Genomic DNA, 22,186 nt, shown 5'->3' with positions numbered 1-22,186 from the left:
GGACAACCCTCTCGCACGCGCGTTATGGACGGACTCTCCGTATTGTTCCAAGCCCATCCATAGGAATAGGTACATAGAACCCCAAAATGGGGCCGGTTACAACTCGCGGCAAACTTTCGCAGGTCGGCGCGGCATGTCTACGAGACGGCTCGACGCGGCCGCTGCGAACGATCGGCGAGCGACTCGATAGCATCCCTACCCATGACGAGCGTTACCGAACCTACCGCCGCAGCCGAGATCGACATCCACACCACCGCGGGCAAGCTCGCCGATCTCCGCAAGCGCGCCGAGGAGACGCTGCACCCGGTCGGCGAATCCGCCGTGGAGAAGGTGCACGCCAAGGGCAAGCTGACCGCTCGCGAACGCATCTACGCCCTGCTGGACGAGGACTCCTTCGTCGAGCTGGACGCGCTGGCCAAGCACCGCAGCAAGAACTTCGGCATGGATGCCAACCGCCCCGTCGGCGACGGCGTGGTCACGGGCTACGGCACCATCGACGGACGCGACGTCTGCATCTTCAGCCAGGACGCCACCGTCTTCGGCGGCAGCCTCGGCGAGGTCTACGGCGAGAAGATCGTCAAGGTCCAGGAGCTGGCCATCAAGACCGGCCGCCCCCTGATCGGCATCAACGACGGCGCGGGTGCCCGCATCCAGGAGGGCGTGGTCTCGCTCGGCCTGTACAGCAAGATCTTCCGCAACAACATCCTGGCGTCCGGCGTGATCCCCCAGATCTCACTGATCATGGGCGCCGCCGCAGGTGGCCACGTCTACTCCCCCGCGCTGACCGACTTCGTCATCATGGTCGACCAGACCAGCCAGATGTTCATCACCGGCCCCGACGTCATCAAGACCGTCACCGGCGAAGAGGTGACGATGGAGGAGCTGGGTGGCGCGCACACCCACATGGCCAAGTCGGGCACCGCGCACTACGTCGCCTCCGGTGAGCAGGATGCCTTCGACTACGTTCGCGACCTGCTCAGCTACCTCCCGCCCAACAGCGCGTCCGAGCCGCCGCGCTACCCGGCCCCGCCGCATCCGGGAGCCATCGAGGACAACCTCACCGAAGAGGACCTCGAGCTGGACACGCTGATCCCGGATTCACCGAACCAGCCCTACGACATGCACGAGGTCATCACCCGCATCCTCGACGACGACGAGTTCCTGGAGGTTCAGCAGGGTTACGCGGGCAACATCGTCGTCGGGTTCGGCCGCGTCGACGGACGCACCGTCGGCATCGTCGCCAACCAGCCGACGCAGTTCGCCGGCTGCCTGGACATCAACGCCTCCGAGAAGGCGGCCCGCTTCGTGCGGACCTGTGACTGCTTCAACGTGCCGATCATCATGCTGGTGGACGTCCCGGGCTTCCTGCCGGGCACCGAGCAGGAGTACAACGGCATCATCCGCCGCGGCGCCAAGCTGCTGTACGCCTACGGCGAGGCGACGGTCGCCAAGATCACCGTCATCACCCGCAAGGCCTACGGCGGCGCGTACTGCGTGATGGGCTCCAAGGACATGGGTTGCGACGTGAACCTGGCCTGGCCGAGCGCGCAGATCGCGGTGATGGGGGCCTCGGGCGCGGTCGGCTTCGTCTACCGCCAGCAGCTCAAGCAGGCCGCCGCCGAGGGCAAGGACGTCGACGCGCTGCGCTTGGAGCTGCAGCAGGAGTACGAGGACACCCTGGTCAACCCGTACGTCGCCGCCGAACGCGGATACGTCGACTCGGTCATCCCGCCGTCGCACACCCGTGGCTACATCGCGGCCTCGCTGCGGTTGCTCGAGCGCAAGATCGTGCAGCTGCCGCCGAAGAAGCACGGCAACATCCCGCTCTGATCCGTCCCCCAGCCCGCCATTTCGGCGTGATTGGTCGCGCTGAGCGCGCCTCATCACGCCGAAATCGCAAAGAACGGAGCGCTTCATGAAACACGACGTCGACATCGTCGAGGTGTCCGATCCCGCGGAGATGACCATCGACGTGCCCGCCGATACCTCGGCGCCCGAGATCAAGGTCCTCAAGGGCAACCCGACCGACGAGGAACTGGCCGCGCTGGTGACGGTGCTCGCCGGTGCGGGCGGCGGCACCCCGGAGCCAGGGCCGCAGGAACTCAACCTGTGGGGCCATCCGGTGGACAAGCTGAGGTACTCGATCATCAGCTGGCAACGGGTCACCCAGGTGGCGCGTACCCACATGCGGCGCTAGTGAGCGCTGGCGCGAGGAACGGCTCATGACGCGGGTGATCCTCGCGTCGGCCTCTTCGGGCAGGCGAAAGGTGTTGCGCAGCGCCGGGATAGACCCGCTGGTACTGGTGTCAGGGGTCGACGAGGACGCCGTGGTCGCGGCGCTACCGGCCGATGCGGGCCCGGATCGGGTGACCCAAGCCCTCGCCACCGCCAAGGCTGAGGCGGTCCTCCGCGAGCTGGACGCCGCCCTGTCCGCGGATTGCATCGTCATCGGCTGCGATTCGATGCTGTATCGCGACGGTCGCCTGTGGGGCAAGCCGGCATCGGAGGCCGCGGCGGTGGATGGCTGGCGTGCGATGGCGGGCACCTCCGCCGAGCTGTACAGCGGACACTGCCTGATTCGGTTGCGTGACCGCGTCGTCGAGGCCACCGCCACCGATCACCAGGTCACCACGGTTCGCTTCGGCTCACCGTCCGAGGAGGACCTGGCTGCCTACGCCGCCACCGGCGAACCCACCGCGGTCGCCGGCGGGTTCACCCTCGACGGCTACGGCGGCTGGTTCGTCGACGGCGTGGACGGCGACCCCTCGAACGTGATCGGCCTCAGTCTGTCGCTGACCCGACGCCTGCTGGAACGGGTCGGCCTCTCGGTTTCGGCTCTGTGGCAACCGAATTCGCCGACTACCTGAGCGGAACTACATCAGGTCGTTGGCGGGCACGTCGTCGCGGTGCTCGCGGTACCAGGCGACGGTCCGCTCCAGGCCCTCGTCGAGACCGACCCGAGGCGACCAGCCCAGAGCCCGCATCTTGCCGATGTCGGGGCACCGTCGCGGTGTTCCACCCTCGGCGGCCGCGCCGGGACGGATGTCGAGTTCGACGCCGACGATCTTGCCGATCCGCCCGGCGAGGTCGAGGATGCTGACCTCCTCGTCGCTGCCGATGTGATAGACCTCGCGGTGGCCGCCGCTGGCGTACATCGTCAAGATGCCCTGGACGATGTCATCGACGTAGCAGAACGACCTGGTCTCGGTGCCGTCTCCCTGGATCGGGAAGGCGCCGTCGCCGGCCTCCTGGGCCGCCAGCGCCCGCATGATGAACTGCGGCTCCACGTGCTTCCAGCCCATGTTGGGGCCAAACACGTTGTGCGGCCTGAAGACCTGTACCTGCCGGTAGTGGTCCTGGGCGTAGTTGAACGCGATCAACTCGCTGACGATCTTCGACCCACCGTAGGAGTACCTGGGGTTGAGGCTGTCGGGCAGCATCAGCGGGATGGTCTCCGGCGTCGGCACGATCGCCGGCGTCTGGTACACCTCGGCCGTCGAGGCCACCACCAAGTCGGGCACCCCGACGGCGCGGCCCGCGTTGACGACGGCCAAGGCGCCCCGCAACCCGACGTCGAGCACCAATTCCGGTTGCTTGTAGAAGTTTTCGGTACCGTTGATCGCCGCCAGGTGCATCACGACCTCGGCGCCGACGAACGCCTCCTCCAGCGCATCCTGGTCCCGCACGTCGCAGGTGAACAACCGCACGTCGTCGGCGACCTCGGCGAACCGGCTCGCGTCGCCGCGCACCATGCTGTCGACGACGGCGACGTCCCACCCGTCGTGCACCAGGCGCTTGACCAGATAAGCCCCGATGAATCCGCCACCACCGGTGACTACGACGCGCTTAGCCATTGGTCGGCGCCACTCCGCTGCGGCCGACGGCGTAGTACGAATCGCCGAGTTCGGAGGCCGGAAGGTGGCTGAAGTGGTTCCAGTAGTCGAAGACGAACCCGTCCGGGCTGGTGAACTCACTGATGGTGCGCGGCGAGATCGTGCCAAGTGAGGGGTGGTTGTTGGCGATCACCACGACGGAGGCGCCGCTGACCGCGTCTCCGAAGCGGCTGAAGTTCTTCTCGTCGGGGAACTCGCTGGCGAGTACCTCCTGCGGCGTGACCGGGTCGTACAGGCCGATCTCGGCTTCGGGGTGGGCCTTCTTGAGTTCGTCGAGCACCTTGATCGACATCGAGCCGCGCAGGTCGCTGGTCTCGGGCTGGCCCTTGAACGCCATCCCGAGGATGTTGATCTTCAACGGTGCGCTCAGGCCGCGGCGCTTGATCTCGCTGCTGATGAAGCGCACCGTCTCCTCGGGCTGGCGCTCGTTGACCAGGCGGCCCGCCGAGGTGATCTCCAGCGAGATGCCGCGGGTCCGCGCGCTCTCCATCAGGATGTGCGGGTCCTTCTCCAGGCACGGTCCGCCGACCAGCCCCGGCAGCGGAATGTTCGTCCGGCTGTAGCCGAGCTTGCCGGAGGAAATCACTTCGTGGGCGCTGACGCCAAACGCATCGCAAACCCTGGCGACCTCGTTGGCAAACGCAAACTGGACGTCGCGGAAGGTGTTGCTGACCAATTTCATGATTTCCGCGGTTTCGATGCCGGAAACCGAGACGATCGAATTGGTGAGGCGGCGGAATACCGCTGCGGCGCGATCGGCGACGGCCTGGGAATCGGCCCCGATGATCTGCGGCAGTTCGCGCAATTCCTGCAGCGCCTTGCCCTCCAGGGTGCGCTCGGGGCACATGGCGATGTCGTAGGACTTGCCGCTGGCGGTGAGGATGGGTGCCACGACGTCACGGGTGGTGCCGATCTTCACCGTCGACCGAAGGATCACCAGGGCGCCGTCCTGCATGTTGGCCGCGATGTCGCGGGCCGCGGCCTCGATCATGTCGACGCGGGCCACCCCGTCCGCGGACAGGGGCGTCCCCACCGTGATGATGTAGGTGTCGCAGGTGAAGCTGTCGTCGAACGCCTCCGCGGCCACCAGCTTCTTCGACCGCGTGACCCCGGCGAGTGCGTCGGGCAAGCCCGTCTCGGTGAAGTGCGGAATGCCCTCGTTGGTCATCTCGACGAGGTCTTTACGCTTTTCGATGCCGATGACCGAGTTACCGGCCTCGGCAAGCACGGTGGCCAGGGTCAAGCCAACGTAACCAAGGCCGACGATTCCCACATCAAACTTTGCTGGCAAACCCATCATTCCTCAAATTATTACAGCACCGAGCGTGGTGCCTCCAAGTTTCGACCTTAGGGCGTCGGCGCGCATTTCGACGTGGGTAGGCTCTTGGTGTGCCTCTGCCAGCAGACCCGCATCCCTCCCTCGCCGCCTACGCTCACCCAGAACGGCTGGTCACCGCCGACTGGCTAGCTAGCAACATCGGTCGGCCCGGACTTGCCATCGTCGAATCCGACGAAGACGTTCTCCTCTATGACACTGGACACATTCCGGGCGCCGTGAAGATCGATTGGCACACCGACCTCAACGATCCGCACGTTCGCGACTACATCGACGGTGCCCAGTTCGCCGAGCTGATGGACCGAAAGGGCATCAGCCGCGACGACACGGTCGTGATCTACGGCGACAAGAGCAACTGGTGGGCTGCCTACGCCCTCTGGGTGTTCACGCTGTTCGGCCATCCCGACGTACGCCTGCTCGACGGCGGCCGCGACCTGTGGGTCTCCAACGGACGCGACACCACCCTCGACGTCCCGTCCAAGCAGACCACCGGCTACCCGGTGGTCGCGCGCAACGATGCCGAGATCCGCGCATTCAAGGATGACGTCCTCGCGGTCCTCGGCACCGAGCCGCTCATCGACGTTCGTTCCCCCCTGGAGTACACCGGTGAGCGCACCCACATGCCCGACTATCCGGAGGAGGGCGCCCTGCGGGGTGGCCACATCCCGACGGCGAAGTCCATCCCGTGGGCCAAGGCCGCCCTGGACAACGGGCAGTTCCGGACCAGGGCCGAGCTGGAGGAGCTCTACGGCTTCCTGGAGCCCGGCGACGAGACGGTGGTGTACTGCCGCATCGGCGAACGTTCCAGCCACACCTGGTTCGTGCTGACCCACCTGCTCGGCAAGGAGGGCGTCCGCAACTACGACGGCTCCTGGACCGAGTGGGGCAATGCCGTGCGCGTACCGGTCGCCGCCGGAGAAGAGCCCGGCGAGGCGCCGTGAGCATGCCGGCCGCGTTGGCCGAGGTGGTCTCCGACTTCGCCGAGGTGCAGGGCCAGGACAAGCTGCAGCTCCTGCTGGAGTTCGCCAACGATCTGCCGCCGTTGCCCGCCGACCTCGAAGAGGCCGCGATGGAGCCGGTGCCCGAGTGCCAGTCGCCGTTGTTCCTGCACGTCGACGCCTCCGACCGCAGTCGCGTCCGGCTGTACTTCAGCGCCCCGGCCGAGGCGCCGACGACCCGCGGCTTCGCGGCGATCCTCGCGGCCGGCCTCGACGCGCACTCGGCCGACGACATCCTCGGCGTGCCCGACGACTTCTACTCCGAACTCGGGCTCGCCAAATTGATCAGCCCGCTGCGGTTGCGCGGGATGTCGGCCATGCTGACCCGGATCAAGCGCCGCCTGCGCGACTGACCGGGCAACCCACGGGACGTGTCGTGCACGTCACTTCTCCCTACTCATCGGTAACCGACACCGGTTGACCGGACTCCAATGCGAGCCGCTTAAACTTCCCGTTGAGTTTCTCAAGACGTTCTTAAGAACATGCCCCAGACGGCATATCAGCAGGAGGCGAAGTGGCCAATCACGCCAGCTCGAAGATCTCGAAGGTACTCGTTGCCAATCGTGGTGAGATCGCCGTCCGGGTAATCCGGGCCGCCAAGGATGCCGGGCTCACCAGCGTGGCCGTGTACGCCGAGCCCGACGCGGACGCACCGCACGTTCGGCTCGCCGACGAGGCCTTCGCCCTGGGTGGCCAGACCTCTGCCGAGTCCTACCTCGACTTCGCCAAGCTGCTCGACGCCGCTGCCAAGTCCGGCGCCAACGCCGTCCACCCCGGATACGGGTTCCTCTCCGAGAACGCCGACTTCGCCCAGGCCGTGCTGGACGCCGGACTGATCTGGATTGGGCCGAGCCCCCAGTCGATCCGCGACCTCGGCGACAAGGTGACGGCCCGCCACATCGCCGCCAAGGCGCAGGCGCCCCTGGTGCCCGGCACCCCCGATCCGGTGAAGGACGCCGACGAGGTCGTGGCGTTCGCCAAGGAATACGGCGTGCCCGTCGCCATCAAGGCCGCCTTCGGTGGCGGTGGCCGCGGCATGAAGGTCGCGCGCACCATCGAGGAGATTCCCGAGCTGTTCGAGTCCGCCACCCGCGAGGCCGTCGCCGCCTTCGGACGCGGTGAGTGCTTCGTCGAGCGGTACCTGGACAAGCCGCGCCACGTCGAGGCCCAGGTCATCGCCGACACGCACGGCAACGTCGTCGTCGCGGGAACCCGCGACTGCTCGCTGCAGCGCCGCTTCCAGAAGCTCGTCGAGGAGGCTCCGGCGCCGTTCCTGACCGACGCGCAGCGCAAGGAGATCCACGAGTCGGCCAAGCGCATCTGCAAGGAAGCCGGCTACTACGGCGCGGGCACCGTGGAGTACCTCGTCGGCCAGGACGGGCTGATCTCCTTCCTGGAGGTCAACACCCGCCTGCAGGTCGAGCACCCGGTCACCGAGGAGACCTCGGGCCTCGACCTGGTACGCCAGCAGTTCCGCATCGCCAACGGCGAGGCACTGGACATCACCGAGGATCCGACGCCGCGCGGGCACTCGTTCGAGTTCCGCATCAACGGCGAGGACGCCGGCCGCGGCTTCCTGCCCGCCCCGGGCCCCGTCACCAAGTTCGACCCGCCGACCGGTCCCGGCGTGCGCCTGGACTCCGGCGTGGAGTCCGGGTCGGTGATCGGTGGACAGTTCGATTCCATGCTGGCCAAGCTGATCGTCACGGGTGCCACCCGCCAGGAGGCGCTCGAACGCTCGCGGCGGGCGCTCGCCGAGTTCGACGTCGAAGGGCTGGCGACGGTCATCCCGTTCCACCGGGCCGTGGTGTCCGATCCCGCGTTCATCGGCGACGAGAACGGCTTCACCGTGCACACCCGGTGGATCGAGACCGAGTGGAACAACACCGTCGAGCCGTTCACCGCCGGCGCGCCCATCGACGAGGACGACAGCCTGCCCCGCCAGAAGGTCGTCGTCGAGATCGGTGGACGTCGCGTCGAGGTGTCGCTGCCCGGTGATCTCGCCATCGGCAACGGGGGCGGCGCCGCCGCGCCCGGCGTGATCCGCAAGAAGCCCAAGGCGCGCAAGCGTGGGGCGGCTGCGGGCGCAGCGGCCTCCGGCGACGCGGTGACGGCCCCGATGCAGGGCACCGTGGTCAAGGTCGCGGTCGAAGAGGGCCAGCAGGTGTCCACCGGCGACCTGGTCGCGGTGCTCGAGGCCATGAAGATGGAGAACCCCGTGACGGCGCACAAGGACGGCACCATCACCGGCCTGGCCGTCGAGGCGGGTGCGGCCGTCACGCAGGGCACCGTCCTCGCCGAGATCAAGGACTAGAACCCGCCGAGCGGCCACGTGGTGCACGCGCACCAGGTGGCCGCTCGAACGGTCGACCATCATGGAGCCCGTCGAAATCAACAACGGCACCTGGTATCTGCGGGGCCTGCGCTATGACGACCGCGTCGACGATCGGCCCGCGCTGGCAGACCTCGGCGAGACCGACCTGGACTACGTGCACGACGCCGCCGACGGCTGGGCCGACGACAGCCTCTACACCTGGGCGGTGTGCGAACCCTCCACCGGTGAGCTGCTGGCCGAGATCACCCTGAACCCCGCAACCGGGTTCATGCAGAGCCGGGCCCGCCCGGGCTACGAGGACGCCGCCGCCATGTCCGAGGACACGGTCCGGCGCTACGCCTCGGAGATCCTCAACATCCGCGTGCACACGTGAGCTCCGCCCGCCCGGATCCCGTCCCACCCAGCTCCGCCCGCCCGAAGGTCGTCACGGTCACCGGCGCCGCCGGCCAGATCGGCTACGCCGCACTGTTTCGCATCGGGGCGGGGGCGCTGCTGGGACGCGACGTACCGGTCACGCTGCGACTGCTGGAGTTGCCGTCGGCGATGCGCGCCGCCGAGGGCGTGGTGATGGAGCTCGTCGACAGCGCTTTCGACCTGCTGGCCGGGGTGGAGATCCACGACGACCCCATCCGCGCGTTCGACGGCGTCGACATCGCCCTGCTGGTGGGTGCCAGACCGCGCAGCAAGGGCATGGAGCGCGCCGACCTGCTGGCCGCCAATGCCGCCATCTTCGCCGAAGCCGGCCGCGCACTGAACGCGGGCGCCTCCGCCGACGTCCGGATCGTGGTGGTCGGCAATCCCGCCAACACCAACGCACTCGTCGCCTCCGCGCATGCGCCAGACATCCCGCGGGAGCGCTTCACCGCGCTGACCCGGCTGGACCACAACCGCGCCGTGGCCGCACTGGCCGCCCACGCCGGGGTGCACGTCACCGACGTCAGCCGGGTGACGGTGTGGGGCAATCACTCTCCGACCATGTATCCCGACATCTTTCACGCCATCGTCGGTGGCAGGCCCGGAGCGGAGTACGCAGCCGACACCGATTGGCTGACCAACGACTTCATCCCCTCCGTGGCCACGCGGGGAACCACCATCATCGAAGCCCGGGGCACGTCCTCGGCCGCGTCGGCCGCCAACGCCGCGATCGATCACGTCCGCGACTGGGTGGACGGCACGGACCACGACGACTGGACCTCGGTGGCACTGCCGTCACCGGGTGTCTACGGCATCCCCGAGGGCGTGGTCGCCTCGCTGCCGGTCCGCGCGGTCGACGGCGCCTGGCAGATCGTCGAGGGCCTGACCGTCGACGCGTTCTCACGGGCCCGCATCGGCGCCTCGGTCGCCGAGCTCGAAACCGAACGCGCGGCCGTCGCCGCCCTCGGGCTGCTCTGACCGTCAGCGGTTGGCCTCGCGGAACGCGTGCACCGCCTCGACGGGCAACGGGCCGCGCCGCCCGACCCGGAAACCGTTGGCAATGCCCCATTCGCGGATGGTTGCCCGCTCGGGCGCGCTGACGCGACCATGCCACGGCCGGGCGCGCGCCACGCGCCGTGACCGCTCGTCGGCATAGCGTCCGCACTTGGCCCACCGCTGGAGCGTGCGGTGCAGCGCCTCGGCGTTGGCCTCCGACAGGTCGATCTCGTACCGCACCCCGTCGAGGCCGAATTCGACCGTCTCGCTGGCATCCGTGCCATCGACGTCGTCGACGAACACGACCTTCTTGTTTCTCCCCATGGCCCTACCCCTTGCCACCCGTGTGTCACCACCTGGTGCCACACCCCCCGAGGTCGGCTACCGACCAATCGTGCGCAGGAACTCCCCGTTTCCCGCGTATTGAGCTGTATACACCGCCGGGCAGTCTCGAAGCTAGGGGTCGTCGACGTCGATACCGGTGGCCAGATCACCGCACTCCACGGCCACCACGTCGGCACGGCCGGCCAGGAAGCCGCGCGCCCCACGGTCACCGGACAGCGTCGACGCCAGGGCCGGGACATGCCGCCGAGCCACCACCACGGGGTGACCGGGCTTCCCCCCGTAGGTCGCCCTCGCGAGGCCCGACGCCGCGGCGCTGGCCGCCCCCAGCACGCGCACCACCACGTCGGGTCCGACGTCGGGCAGGTCGACGAGGTGCAAGACCACCAGGTCCGCATCGGCGACTGCGCTCAGCCCGGCCCGCACCGAGGCGCTCGCGCCGACGGTCCAGTCCTCGGCCACCACGGCGCGCGCGGGTGCCGGCACGTCCACCACCGCAGCCCCGAGGACCACCACGACGTCGTCGCAGCCCCCGTCGGCCAGGGCAGCCACCGACGACCGTAACCACTTCCCTTGTTCGGCAAGGACTTTCGGTATTCCGTAACGAGTGCCCGCTCCTGCGGCCAGCACGACACCGGCGATCGGCGACTTCTTCGACATGCGAACAGTGTCAACCTGGTCGATTCTTGATCCATGTCCACCCCGGTCACCAAGGCCCAGCGCAAGCGCGTGCATCCCGTCGACGAGGTGCTCCCCCTGCCCAAGCTGGCCACCTATGGTTTTCAGCACGTGGTCGCGTTCTACGCCGGTGCGGTCCTGGTACCGATCATCATCGCCGGAGCCATCGAGCTGCCTCAGGACGACCTGGTCAAGCTGATCACGGCCGACCTGTTCACCTGCGGCATCGCCTCGATCATCCAGGCCGTCGGGTTCTGGAAGGTCGGCGTCCGCCTTCCCCTGCTGCAGGGTGTCACGTTCGCCGGCGTGTCCCCGATCATCGCGATCGGGCTGGCGCACGGTGGCGGCGCGGCCAGCCTGCTCTACGTCTACGGCGCGGTGATCGTCGCGGGCGTCTTCACGTTCCTCATCGCGCCGATCTTCGTCAAGCTGCTCAGGTACTTCCCGCCAGTGGTCACCGGCACGTTGATCACGATCATCGGGCTGTGCCTCGTCCCGGTCGGTGCGGGGGACGCCGTCACCAATCCCCATACCGGCGAACACGATCCGACGAACATCCGCTGGCTGCTCTACGCGTTGGGCACGATCGCCATCATCGTGGCCATTCAGCGCATCTTCCGCGGCTTCATGGCTACCATCGCCGTGCTGCTCGGACTGGTCATCGGCTGCGCAATCGCGTTCGCGCTGGGCGACATGAACTTCGACAAGGTCGGCGCCGCGGCACCGATCGGCTTCACCCAGCCGTTCCTGTTCGGCATGCCGAAGTTCGACGTGGTCGCCTGCGTCACGATGATCATCGTGCTGATGATCACCGCGGTCGAGTCGACGGGCAGCACCATGGCCACCGGCGAGATCGTCGGCAAGCGCATCAAGGCCTCCGACATCGGCAACGTGTTGCGCGCCGACGGTCTGGCCACCGTGATCGGCGGCATCTTCAACTCGTTCCCCTACACCGCGTTCTCGGAGAACGTGGGCCTGGTTCGGCTCACCGGCGTCAAGAGTCGCTGGGTGGTGGCCGCCGCGGGCGTCATCATGATCATCCTGGGCTTCCTGCCCAAGGTGGCAGCCATCGTGTCGTCGATCCCCAATCCGGTGCTCGGCGGCGCGGCACTGACCCTCTTCGCGACGGTCGCCGTCGTCGGCATCCAGACCCTCGGCAAGGTGGACTTCACCGATCACCGCAACCTGATCATCGTGACCACCAGCCTGGCGCTGGCGCTGTGGGTGACGTCATACCCCGACGTCGCCAAGGCACTGCCGCCCGGTATCGACCTGCTGTTCGGCAGCGGCATCAGCATCGGCGCCATCGCCGCGATCCTGCTCAACGTGGTGTTCTTCCACCTCGGCATCAGCCGGGGACCCCGGGTCGCCGGTGGCGGCACCATCAGCCTCGGCGAGGTCAACGCGATGACCAAGGAGCGGTTCACCGAGGTGTTCGGGCACGTCGTGCAGGACGTCCCGTGGGCGATCGAGCGGGCGTTCCAGCAGCGCCCCTTCACCGACACCAGGGCCCTGCGCGAGGCATTCCAGGACGCGGTGCTGACGGGCTCGTCCGAGCAGCAGCTCCAGCTGATCAACGCGTTCCACGACCTCGGCGCCGAGGACGAGACGGGCCACGCGCTTGCCGTGGATCACGTCGCGCTGAGCAACCTGGCCGAGGACGATCACAACGACGTCGTCGAGCTGGCCACCGCCTACCGCGAGCACTTCGGCTTCCCACTGGTGATCTGCGCGCGCGAGACCGAGCACTTCGACCGGGTGCTCGACAACGGCTGGTCGCGGATGGACAACTCACCGCAGGCCGAGAAGGCGTTTGCGTTGATCGAGATCGCCAAGATCGCCAACTACCGCTTCGACGACCTGGTCGCCGACGCCAACCCGATCGCCGCGGCGCGCTTCGGCCGGCTCAACGAACTGCGCTGAATGCCGACCCAAGGTGCACTGGGCCTGGACGGCTTCAACGGCCTCACCGAGCGGCAACGGATGAATCTGCTGTTCGGTGTCTGCTCGTCGACGATCTGGGCCCGACGAGTGCTTGCCGGCGGTCCGTTCCGGGACGCCGACGCTCTTCTGGACCGCGCCGACCGCGTGCTCGCCGAACTGCCCGACGCCGAGATCGACGCCGCCCTGGACGGTCATCCGCGCATCGGCGCCCGGGCCGACAACGCGTCCTCGGCGCGCGAGCAGGCCGCCGTGGCGACGGCAGCGGACTCGGTCAAGGCCGAGCTCGCCGCCCGCAACGCGGAGTACGAAGCCCAGTTCGGGTACGTCTACCTGGTGTGCGCGAGCGGCCGGTCCGCCGAGGAGCTGCTGGAGATCCTCACCGAGCGCCTGCACAACGATCCAGAGACCGAGCGCCGGGTGATGCGCAGCGAGCTGGCCAAGATCAACCGGCTCCGGCTGGAACGGCTGCTGAGTGAGCCCGCCTAGGGTGACCACATGAGCCTCTCCACCCACGTGCTCGACGCGATGTCGGGCCGGCCGGCGGCCGGTGTGGCCGTCACCCTGACCGATGCCGCGGGCACCACGCTGGCCACTGCGAGCACCGACGACGATGGACGGATCGCGACACTCGGTGACGCGCTGGCGGCCGGGGTATACCACCTGACCTTCGACACCGGTGGGTACTTCGCGCGCCGCGACGTGCCGACGTTCTACCCCGAAGTGGTCATCGCGTTCCACGTCACCGACGCGCTCGGCAAGTACCACGTGCCGGTGCTGCTCTCGCCATTTGCGTATTCCACCTACCGAGGGAGTTGAGCGTTGTCCAAGGTCGTTCTCGGCAAGAACCAGTACGGCAAGGCGGAGAACCGCATCGTCAGGATCTACCGCGACAGCCCGCGCCACGAGATCCACGACGTGAACGTATCCACCTGTCTGCGAGGCGATTTCAGTGCCGCGCACCTGGCGGGTGAACAATCCCAGGTACTGCCCACCGACACCCAGAAGCAGACCGCGTACGCCTACGCCAAGGAGAAGGGGCTGCAGTCCATCGAGGACTACGGGCTGGCGCTGGCGCGGCACTTCGTCCACGACGTCGAACCGGTGCAGGGCGCCCGCATCGAGATCGACGAATACGCCTGGCAGCGTGCGGTGGTCGACGGCGCCGAGCACGACCACACCTGGATCCGCAAGGGCCAGGAGGTGCGCACGGCCGCGATAACCGTTGACACCGAGGGAGAATGGGTCGTCGGAGGTCTCAAGGAGATGACCATCCTCAAGTCGACCGGCTCGGAGTTCGCCGGCTTCCTCACCGATCCCTACACGATTCTCGAGCCGACCCACGATCGGGTGATGGCCACGTCGTTGACCGCCCAGTGGCGTTTCACCACCACCGACGTCGATTGGGAGACGACGTTCGAGGGCATCAAGACCCACCTGGTCGAGCAGTTCGCGGTGGTGCAGTCCCTGGCACTACAGCAGACGCTGTTCGAGATGGGCCGGGCGGTGCTGGAGGCCTATCCGACGATCGCGGAGGTGCGACTGGCGGCGCCGAACAAGCACCACTTCGTCTACGACCTCTCGCCGTTCGGGCTGTCCAACGACAACGAGGTGTTCAACGCCGACGATCGGCCCTACGGCTTCATCCAGGCCACCGTCACCCGCGACGACGCTCCCCCGGCCGGATCGGCGTGGGACGTGTACCAGGGCTGGCTCGCCTAGCCCCTACTCGAGCTGATCCCGCAGCCGCGCCAGGGATTTGGCGAGCAGCCGGGACACGTGCATCTGCGAGATACCCACCCGCTCGGCGATCTGCGTCTGCGTCATCGATTCGAAGAAGCGCAGCAGCAGTACCTGACGCTCGCGCTCGGGAAGGCTGGCGAGCAAGGGCCGCAATGATTCTCGGTTCTCGATCTGATCGAGGTTGAGGTCGACGTCGCCAAGGGTGTCGGCGATCGCGGGGGCCTCCTCGGTACCGCCGCCCGCACCGTCGATGGACAACGTGTTGTACGAGCTGCCGGCCACCAGCCCCTCGACGATCTCGTCGCGATCCATCTCGAGTTCGGCGGCCAGCTCAGACGGAGTGGGCGCCCGGCCGAGCTTCTGCGACAGCTCGGCGGTGGCGGCGCCCAGGCGAAGGTGCAGTTCCTTCAGCCGGCGCGGCACCTTCACCGACCAACTGTTGTCGCGGAAGTGCCGCCGAACCTCGCCCATGATGGTGGGCACGGCGAAGGACACGAAGTCCGAGCCGGCGTCGACGTCGAAGCGGATCACGGCGTTCACCAGACCGACCCTGGCCACCTGAACCAGGTCGTCACGCGGTTCGCCACGGCCGTCGAATCGGCGGGCGATGTGGTCGGCGAGCGGTAGGCAGCGTTCGACGATGGAGTCGCGCTGACGCCGGAACGCCGTGGAGTCGTCGGGCAGCTCCTGCAGGGCACGGAACATGTCGACCACGTCCGCATATTCAGAGTTCGATCGTGATGCCGAACCCCGAGAGGACGGCGTGGTCACCTCAGCGAGCTCGCTCGTCTCGTCGTCATGGAGATGCCGAAGACCTGTGCGTCTTCCGCGCCATGTCCGTCGTGGAAGGTGCTGACCTCGTCGGTCAGCGAGCTCAGGACGTGCCAGCTGAAGCTGCCTGGCACGACGATGTCGGGCGACGAGCACGCTGTCGACACGTCGACGACGAGCTGCTCCTCCTGAGGGTGGATCACCAGCACCAGCGTCGCGTCGGGGGTCGCCGAGCGGATCAGCCGGGTGCACGCCTCGTCGACTGCGAGGCGGAGGTCGGCGACGCTGTCGAAGTCGAGGTCCTCATAGGTGCCGACGGCGCCGACGACCGTCCGCAACACCGCCAAGTTCTCGAGTTTCGCCGCAACCCGTACCTCGACCGATCGCGGGCTCCGATGCCCACCGTCGTGGCCGTCCTGACCGTCTGACACGCGCCCTCCAAGTGATCTCCAGGCGAGATTACCCCGAGCCTGCTCTCGATTAACCACCAGCACTCCGATCCCCTTCCGGCGCCTCGACGGGCGCCGTGATAACCCCCTGGCCTGCTCCGATGGTGGTACCTCCCGCTCTGCGTGCCGTAGTTGGTTGCGCCCTGGATGCCCAACCGGTGCACGGCTAAACCCCGACGACCCGCCCTCGGACCAGCAGACCCAGGCCCAAATCCGGCGAAGAACAACGTCTTTGGCGTGGCGCCTGTGATGGATTGCGCATCGGAATGCGAGGGACCCCAATCCTGACTACCTTCGACGAGTGGACCTCAACACCGTCGAGTCGATCAGGACGCCGCGCCGCCGCGACGACCTGTGGCCACTCGCTCCGGCGGAGGCGATCATCGCCGGCGGCACGTGGTTGTTCTCCGAGCCCCAGCCGCACACCCGAACCCTGGTCGACATCTCCGGACTGGGCTGGCCCGCCGTCACGATCGACGACGACGGGATCGACCTCGCCGCGACGTGCACACTGCAGCGGCTGTCGGAATTGTCGTCCGAGCTGGCCGCAAACCGGCCGGACTGGCTGGCCGCGCCGCTGCTGCACCAGTGCTGTACGGCGCTACTCGCGTCGCACGAGGTGTGGCACACCGCCACGGTCGGCGGCAACGTCTGCCTCTCCTTCCCCGCGGGATCGATGATCTCGCTGGCCTCGGCGCTAGCCGGAGAAGTCGTGGTGTGGCGCGCCGACGGCGACGACTACCGGATGCCCGTCACCGAGTTCGTCACGGGCAGCTCCACCAACGTGCTGGGCGCCGACGAGGTCCTGCGGTCGGTGCGTCTGCCGGCGTCGGCGCTGCGGTGTCGCACCGCGTACCGGAAGCTGGCGCCGTCGGCGCTTGGCCGCTCCGGCATCGTCGTCATCGGCCGGCTGAATGCCGACGGGTCGTTGACGTTGTCGATCACCGCCGCGACGGTCCGTCCCTACGTGTTCGAGCTGCCCTCCGTCGACGTCGCTCTGGCACGCCGGGCGCATGCCGGCATTCCCGAGGATGCCTGGACCGACGACGCGCACGGCGACCCCGACTGGCGGCGCGGGGTGTCGCTGGTGCTCGCCGAGCAGATCTGTGGGGAATTGGGCGGATGACATTTCAGCGAGCAGCGGAACGGGGTCGCGGATGGTGACCGTGAACGGCCAGCCCTTGACCGACGAACCGCGGCCGGGGCAGTGTCTGCGAACCTATCTGCGCGATCACGGCCACTTCGAGGTGAAGAAGGGGTGCGACGCCGGTGACTGCGGAGCCTGCTCGGTGCTCGTCGACGGAGCCCCCGTGCATTCCTGCGTGTTCCCCGCGTTCCGCGCCACCGGCCGCGACGTCACGACCGTCGCGGGCCTCGGGACGCCCGACGATCCCCATCCCCTGCAGCGGCGCTTCGTCGAGGCGGCGGGATTCCAGTGCGGCTTCTGCACGGCAGGGATGATCACCACCGCGTCGACGCTGACGCCCGAGCAGCAGGCCGATTTGCCCCGGCACCTCAAGGGAAACCTGTGCCGGTGCACCGGATACCGCTCGATCACCGACGCGCTGGCGGGTGCGGTCAACACCAAGAAGGTTGGCGGGACCGGAGATTCCGTCGGAGCGCCGGCCGGCATGCGCGTCGTGACCGGCACCGAGCAGTACACGATGGATCACGCCATGACCGGACTGCTTCACCTCGCGGTGCTTCGCAGTCCACTGCCCCACGCCAGGATCACCTCGATCGACACCAGCGCGGCCGAGCAGCTCCCCGGCGTGCACCTGGTGCTGACGCATCGAGACAGCCCACCCGTGGCCTTCTCCACCGCCCGCCACGAGAGCCGGCTCGACGACCCGGATGACTCCGTGGTCCTCGATGACACCGTGCGTTTCGTCGGCCAACGGGTCGCCGCCGTGGTCGCCGACAGCCTGGCCGTCGCCGAGAAGGCTTGCCAGGCAATCCGCGTCGAGTACGAGCCACTGCCTGCGGTGTTCGACCCAGAGGTCGCCCGATCACCCGGTGCGCCGCTGCTGCACGCCGACAAGGACGCCGACGCGCGCATCGCCGATGCGTCGCGCAACCTGGTGGCCGAGGTGCATGGCGGGGTCGGCGACGTCGACGCCGGCGTCGCCCGAGCGCTGGCCGCAGGCGGTGCCGTGGTCACGGGACGGTGGAACACCCAGCGGGTCCAGCATGTGCACCTAGAGACCCACGGTTGCACGGGGTGGCGGGATGACCACGGCCGCTTGGTGATTCGGACTAGTTCACAGGTGCCCTTCCTGGTCCGCGACGAGTTGTGTCACGTCTTCGGGCTCGACCGCGCCGAGGTCCACGTCTTCACGCGTCGGGTCGGCGGTGGCTTCGGCGGCAAGCAGGAGATGCTGACCGAGGATCTGGTGGCGCTGGCGGTGCTGCGGCTCGGCAAGCCCGTGCGCTACGAGTTCAGCCGACCCGACGAGTTCATCGCCGCGCCGTGCCGACACCCGTTTCGGGTCGACGCCACCGTCGCCGCCGGTCCCGACGGAATCCTGACCGCGCTGGCCGTCGACGCCTTGGTCGATGCCGGGGCGTACGGCAACCACAGCCCGGGCGTGATGTTCCACGGCTGCGGCGAATCGGTGTCGGTGTACCGCTGCGCCAACAAGCGTGTCGATGCAGAAGCGGTGTACACCAACAACATTCCCTCGGGCGCATTCCGCGGATACGGCCTGGGCCAGGTGATCTTCGCCATCGAGTCGGCGCTCGACGAGTTGGCGGACGAGCTGGGCATCGACCCCTTCGACCTCCGACGCCGCAACGTCGTAGTCCCGGGCGATGCGTTCACCGACTCACACGTGGCCGACGACGACCTGTCCTACGGCAGCTACGGACTGGACCAGTGCTTGGATCTGGTGCAGAACGCGCTGTCCGACGGCGCGGCGACGGCGGTACCGGACGGCCCACAGTGGCGCATCGGCGAGGGCATGGCCGTCGCGATGATCGCCACCATCCCGCCACGCGGTCACTTCGCCGACGCCTCGATCACCCGTGACGCCGACGGTGACTTCACCCTGTCCGTCGGCACCGCCGAATTCGGCAACGGTACCTCGACGGTGCACGCCCAGATCGTGGCCTCCGAGCTGGGCGTCGACCCGAGCCGGGTTCGCCTCCGCCAATCCGACACCGATGCAACGGGTTACGACACCGGAGCGTTCGGCTCGGCCGGCACGGTGGTGGCCGGCATGGCGGTGCAGGCCGCCTGCCGCGAGCTGCGCGACCTCATCGCCGCCACCCCGGACGACCGGCCCCTCATCGGCCACGGTAGGCACGACGGCACTCCGCGGTCGGTGGCGTTCAACGTGCAGGGCTTCCGCGTCGCGGTCGACGTGGAGACGGGCGTGGTGCGGATCCTGCAGTCGGTGCAGGCCGCCGACGCGGGCGTGGTGATGAACCCCGAGCAGTGCCGCGGCCAGGTCGAGGGTGGCGTCGCACAGGCCATCGGCACGGCGTTGTACGAGGAGATGCGCTCGGGCCCCGACGGTGCGATCACCACCACCGAGCTGCGCAACTACCACATTCCCCAGCTCGCGGACCTGCCGGTGACGGAGGTGTACTTCGCCGACACCTACGACGCCCTCGGACCGTTCGGCGCGAAGTCGATGAGCGAGTCGCCGTACAACCCGGTGGCCCCGGCGCTGGCCAACGCGATCGCCAGGGCGTGTGGCGCGCGCCTGCATCAGCTGCCGATGACCCCCGCGCGGGTCTGGCGCGCCCTGCACCACTGACCCCTACCCGTGACCCCCAAGCGTGCCTGCGCACGCTCGATCCCGTCGCGGGCAGAGCACCGCGTTTTCGCCACGTGCGTCACGATGCACTGTCGGTGCGGCGCGTTAGCCTTCGCACCGTGTGGAGAGCGTACGTCCTGATGGCGGTCGCGGCTGGCGTCGCGGCGTACGTGGGAGGCCTCGGTGTGACGTGGAGCGTGGCCGCCGCGGTGCTCGCGCCGGCGCTACCCGCCTTCCTGGTCGGCGTGCTGCGCGGCGCCCGCACGCCCGCCGCCTACGAGCACCCCGCCACGCAGGCCATGTCGGGCCTGGAGTTCGAGGACTACGTGGCGCGCATCGCCCGCGGCACCGGCACCTCGGTGATCATGACGGCGGTGACGGGCGACTTCGGCGTCGACCTCATCGTCGGCCGCCGACCGAATCGTCTTGCGATCCAATGCAAGCGGCAGTCCCGGCCGGTCGGCTCCGGAGCCGTGCAGGAGGTCGTTGCCGGTGCGGCGATGCACGACTGTGCACACACCATGGTCGTCACCAACCACGACTTCACGCCCGCCGCACGTGAACTCGCGCAGCGTCACGGCTGCATCCTCGTCGGCGGTGAAGACCTCACCCGACTGGGTTCGACGATCCGCCGCCTGGTCCAGCGCGACGGCGTCAGCTGAGGGTGGCCAGCACCGATCGCACGGCGTCGACCGCGGCATCGATCTCGGTGCGCGACGCCGTCAGGGCCGGCCGGAATCGGACGCTGTCGGACCCGCTGGCCAGCATGATCACCCGACGGGCCCATAGCGCTTCGATCAACTCGTCGCGCTGCGATGCCGTCGGCATGCTGAACGCACACATCAGGCCGCGGCCGCGCGGATCGCGCACCTGTCCCGGGAACTCCGTCGCCAAGTCCTGGAGCCGGGACAGCAGGTGGCGGCCGAGGTTCGCCGCGTGCGACAGGAGCTGCTCCCCCTCGATGGTCTCGAGGATGCGACGCGACCGCACCATGTCGGTCAGGTTGCCACCCCAGGTCGAGTTGATCCGCGAGCTGACGGCGAACACGTTGTCCGCCACGTCGTCGACCCGGCGGCCGGCCATCACACCACACACCTGGGTCTTCTTGCCGAATGCCACGACGTCTGGCGCGACACCCAATTGCTGGTAGGCCCAGGGAGTTCCGGTCATCCCGCAGCCCGTCTGCACCTCGTCGAAGATCAGTAACGCGTCGAACTCGTCGCACAGCCTGCGCATCTCGGCGAAGAACTCGGGACGGAAGTGCCGGTCCCCGCCCTCACCCTGGATGGGCTCGGCGATGAAGCAGGCGATGTCGTGCGGACTGGCCTCGAACGCCGCGCGCGCCTGCCGCAGCGACTCCGCCTCCAGCTCGGCCATGTCCACGCTCGAACGCAGGTAGGGCGCATCGATGCGCGGCCAGTCGAACTTCGGGAAACGGGCCACCTTGTTCGGGTCGGTATTGGTCAACGACAGCGTGTATCCGCTGCGGCCGTGGAAGGCACCCGCCAAATGCAACACCTTGGTGCCGAGCGCGGGATCGATGCCGCGGCTCTCGTTGAACCGGCTCTTCCAGTCGAAGGCGACCTTGAGCGCATTCTCGACCGCCAGCGCGCCGCCGTCGACGAAGAATAGATGGGGCAGGGCGGGGTCGCCGAGCACCCGGGCGAACGTCTCGACGAAGCGCGCCATCGGGACGCTGTAGACGTCGCTGTTGCTGGGCTTGTTGACCGCGGCGGCGGCGAGTTCGGCGCGGAAGGCCTGGTCTAGTGCGAGGGCCGGATGGTTCATGCCCAGTGCCGACGACGCGAAGAACGTGAACATGTCCAGGTAGCGCTCGCCGGTGCGGGCGTCGACGAGGTAGGAGCCGGCCGACCGCTCGACGTCGAGGACGAAGTCGAGCCCGTCGGCCAGGATGCTGCGACTGAGCACCTCACGCACGTCGGCGGGAGCCACGTGGGCACCGGACTTCAGGTCACGCGAAGGCAGCACGGCAGTCATGCCGGCCATCCTAACGGATTATTTACGCCACGCACGCCGCATGACAGGATTTTCTACGGTATGAAGTCGCGACCCTCGTAAAAAGTTTGTAAGATGATCGTGCTCCTGGTCCTGACGTTCGCCGCCGTCCGGATCCGTTGCAGCAAGTCTTCGAGCGCGCGCGCCGATCGGACACGCACCAGGAGGACGTAACTCTCGTCCCCGGCCACCGAATGGCATGACTCGATGGCCTCGATGTGCTCGAGTCGCGCGGGCGCATCATCGGGTTGAGAGGGATCGATTGGGGTGATGGACACGAACGCCGACAGCATGTTGCCGACGGACTCTGGATCGATCCGCGCGTGGTATCCGGTCACGACACCGCGCGTCTCCAGGCGCCGCACCCGCGACTGCACCGCGGACACCGACAGCCCGGCGCTGGCCGCCAGGTGCGCCAGCGTCGCGCGTCCGTCCGCCGCCAACTCCCGGACCAACGTCCGGTCGATGTCGTCGAGCTCCTCGCAAGCATCGGCCATGGCCGGAGACTATCGC

Annotated in this window: 23 protein-coding genes; 15 read left to right on the top strand and 8 right to left on the bottom strand. The window is 68.1% G+C overall.

All coding sequences use genetic code 11. The features are described 5' to 3' along the window. The first annotated feature begins 201 nt into the window (after window positions 1–201). The 3 genes from SBI80_RS03060 (at window position 202) to SBI80_RS03050 (ending at window position 2,867) form a co-directional block, all read left to right on the top strand. The gene (locus SBI80_RS03060; RefSeq protein WP_318972943.1) at window positions 202–1,830 is read left to right on the top strand and encodes an acyl-CoA carboxylase subunit beta; all 1,629 of its coding nucleotides are present in this window, start codon (window positions 202–204) and stop codon (window positions 1,828–1,830) included. An 85-nt stretch (window positions 1,831–1,915) separates the two neighbouring features. Next, window positions 1,916–2,197: an acyl-CoA carboxylase subunit epsilon gene (locus SBI80_RS03055; protein WP_318972942.1), complete on the top strand. Its 282-nt coding sequence runs from the start codon at window positions 1,916–1,918 to the stop codon at window positions 2,195–2,197. 25 nt (window positions 2,198–2,222) lie between these two features. Then, entirely contained in the window at window positions 2,223–2,867 is a 645-nt protein-coding gene (locus tag SBI80_RS03050; RefSeq protein WP_318972941.1) for a nucleoside triphosphate pyrophosphatase, read from the top strand. A gap of 6 nt (window positions 2,868–2,873) precedes the next feature. On the opposite strand, the gene SBI80_RS03045 is transcribed toward SBI80_RS03050, so the two are convergent. Beyond that, window positions 2,874–3,854 (bottom strand): NAD-dependent epimerase/dehydratase family protein, encoded by a 981-nt coding sequence (locus SBI80_RS03045; protein ID WP_318972940.1) that lies wholly within the window; start codon window positions 3,852–3,854, stop codon window positions 2,874–2,876. Next, complete coding sequence (locus tag SBI80_RS03040) at window positions 3,847–5,190, bottom strand: nucleotide sugar dehydrogenase (RefSeq protein ID WP_318972939.1); 1,344 nt, start codon at window positions 5,188–5,190, stop codon at window positions 3,847–3,849. The genes SBI80_RS03045 and SBI80_RS03040 overlap by 8 nt, the downstream gene beginning before the upstream one ends. Before the next feature lie 92 nt (window positions 5,191–5,282). Here SBI80_RS03040 and SBI80_RS03035 point away from each other — a divergent pair, with 92 nt between their 5' ends. From SBI80_RS03035 to SBI80_RS03015, 5 genes are all read left to right on the top strand, one after another. Further along, window positions 5,283–6,170 (top strand): sulfurtransferase, encoded by an 888-nt coding sequence (locus SBI80_RS03035; protein ID WP_318972938.1) that lies wholly within the window; start codon window positions 5,283–5,285, stop codon window positions 6,168–6,170. Window positions 6,171–6,172: 2 nt separating this feature from the next. Further along, window positions 6,173–6,580 carry a SufE family protein gene (locus SBI80_RS03030; RefSeq protein ID WP_318973658.1) on the top strand — a complete coding sequence of 136 codons (408 nt, stop codon included), beginning with the start codon at window positions 6,173–6,175 and terminating at the stop codon, window positions 6,578–6,580. Between the two features lie 161 nt (window positions 6,581–6,741). Further along, a complete protein-coding gene (locus SBI80_RS03025; RefSeq protein ID WP_318972937.1) occupies window positions 6,742–8,541 on the top strand; it encodes an acetyl/propionyl/methylcrotonyl-CoA carboxylase subunit alpha in 1,800 nt (599 codons plus the stop codon). A gap of 61 nt (window positions 8,542–8,602) precedes the next feature. After that, complete coding sequence (locus SBI80_RS03020) at window positions 8,603–8,935, top strand: hypothetical protein (protein WP_318972936.1); 333 nt, start codon at window positions 8,603–8,605, stop codon at window positions 8,933–8,935. Further along, window positions 8,932–9,954, top strand: coding sequence for a malate dehydrogenase (locus SBI80_RS03015; RefSeq protein WP_318972935.1), 1,023 nt, complete (start codon window positions 8,932–8,934; stop codon window positions 9,952–9,954). The genes SBI80_RS03020 and SBI80_RS03015 overlap by 4 nt, the downstream gene beginning before the upstream one ends. Before the next feature lie 3 nt (window positions 9,955–9,957). On the opposite strand, the gene SBI80_RS03010 is transcribed toward SBI80_RS03015, so the two are convergent. Then, window positions 9,958–10,296, bottom strand: a complete 339-nt coding sequence (locus tag SBI80_RS03010) for a histone-like nucleoid-structuring protein Lsr2 (protein WP_318972934.1) — start codon at window positions 10,294–10,296, stop codon at window positions 9,958–9,960. A gap of 132 nt (window positions 10,297–10,428) precedes the next feature. Further along, the gene (locus tag SBI80_RS03005) at window positions 10,429–10,974 is read right to left on the bottom strand and encodes a nucleotidyltransferase family protein (RefSeq protein WP_318972933.1); all 546 of its coding nucleotides are present in this window, start codon (window positions 10,972–10,974) and stop codon (window positions 10,429–10,431) included. A 33-nt stretch (window positions 10,975–11,007) separates the two neighbouring features. On the opposite strand from SBI80_RS03005, the gene SBI80_RS03000 reads away from it, so the two are divergent. From SBI80_RS03000 to pucL, 4 genes are read left to right on the top strand one after another with little or no spacing between them, the layout of a single operon-like run. Next, entirely contained in the window at window positions 11,008–12,915 is a 1,908-nt protein-coding gene (locus SBI80_RS03000) for a PbuX/PucJ/PucK family nucleobase permease (RefSeq protein WP_318972932.1), read from the top strand. Beyond that, complete coding sequence (gene uraD, locus SBI80_RS02995; protein WP_318972931.1) at window positions 12,916–13,422, top strand: 2-oxo-4-hydroxy-4-carboxy-5-ureidoimidazoline decarboxylase; 507 nt, start codon at window positions 12,916–12,918, stop codon at window positions 13,420–13,422. A gap of 9 nt (window positions 13,423–13,431) precedes the next feature. Continuing rightward, window positions 13,432–13,752: a hydroxyisourate hydrolase gene (gene uraH, locus SBI80_RS02990; protein WP_318972930.1), complete on the top strand. Its 321-nt coding sequence runs from the start codon at window positions 13,432–13,434 to the stop codon at window positions 13,750–13,752. 3 nt (window positions 13,753–13,755) lie between these two features. Next, window positions 13,756–14,655, top strand: coding sequence for a factor-independent urate hydroxylase (pucL, locus tag SBI80_RS02985; RefSeq protein WP_318972929.1), 900 nt, complete (start codon window positions 13,756–13,758; stop codon window positions 14,653–14,655). A 3-nt stretch (window positions 14,656–14,658) separates the two neighbouring features. Here the strand turns inward: pucL and SBI80_RS02980 are convergent, their stop codons facing one another. Beyond that, a complete protein-coding gene (locus SBI80_RS02980; RefSeq protein WP_318972928.1) occupies window positions 14,659–15,447 on the bottom strand; it encodes an RNA polymerase sigma factor SigF in 789 nt (262 codons plus the stop codon). After that, the gene (locus SBI80_RS02975; protein WP_318972927.1) at window positions 15,444–15,878 is read right to left on the bottom strand and encodes an ATP-binding protein; all 435 of its coding nucleotides are present in this window, start codon (window positions 15,876–15,878) and stop codon (window positions 15,444–15,446) included. The genes SBI80_RS02980 and SBI80_RS02975 overlap by 4 nt, the downstream gene beginning before the upstream one ends. Before the next feature lie 319 nt (window positions 15,879–16,197). Here SBI80_RS02975 and SBI80_RS02970 point away from each other — a divergent pair, with 319 nt between their 5' ends. The 3 genes from SBI80_RS02970 (at window position 16,198) to SBI80_RS02960 (ending at window position 20,319) form a co-directional block, all read left to right on the top strand. Further along, entirely contained in the window at window positions 16,198–17,022 is an 825-nt protein-coding gene (locus SBI80_RS02970; RefSeq protein WP_318972926.1) for an FAD binding domain-containing protein, read from the top strand. Window positions 17,023–17,053: 31 nt separating this feature from the next. After that, entirely contained in the window at window positions 17,054–19,657 is a 2,604-nt protein-coding gene (locus SBI80_RS02965; RefSeq protein WP_318972925.1) for a molybdopterin-dependent oxidoreductase, read from the top strand. A gap of 140 nt (window positions 19,658–19,797) precedes the next feature. Then, window positions 19,798–20,319, top strand: coding sequence for a restriction endonuclease (locus SBI80_RS02960; RefSeq protein ID WP_318973657.1), 522 nt, complete (start codon window positions 19,798–19,800; stop codon window positions 20,317–20,319). On the opposite strand, the gene lat is transcribed toward SBI80_RS02960, so the two are convergent. After that, window positions 20,312–21,655: an L-lysine 6-transaminase gene (gene lat / locus SBI80_RS02955; protein WP_318972924.1), complete on the bottom strand. Its 1,344-nt coding sequence runs from the start codon at window positions 21,653–21,655 to the stop codon at window positions 20,312–20,314. The two genes, SBI80_RS02960 and lat, sit on opposite strands and share 8 nt — an antisense overlap. 53 nt (window positions 21,656–21,708) lie before the next feature. After that, window positions 21,709–22,170, bottom strand: a complete 462-nt coding sequence (locus tag SBI80_RS02950; RefSeq protein ID WP_318972923.1) for an Lrp/AsnC family transcriptional regulator — start codon at window positions 22,168–22,170, stop codon at window positions 21,709–21,711. Between the last annotated feature and the right edge of the window lie 16 nt (window positions 22,171–22,186).

The organism is Mycolicibacterium sichuanense, assembly GCF_033741125.1.
Classification (GTDB): domain Bacteria; phylum Actinomycetota; class Actinomycetes; order Mycobacteriales; family Mycobacteriaceae; genus Mycobacterium.
This window is presented reverse-complemented; position numbering and strand designations above follow the sequence as displayed.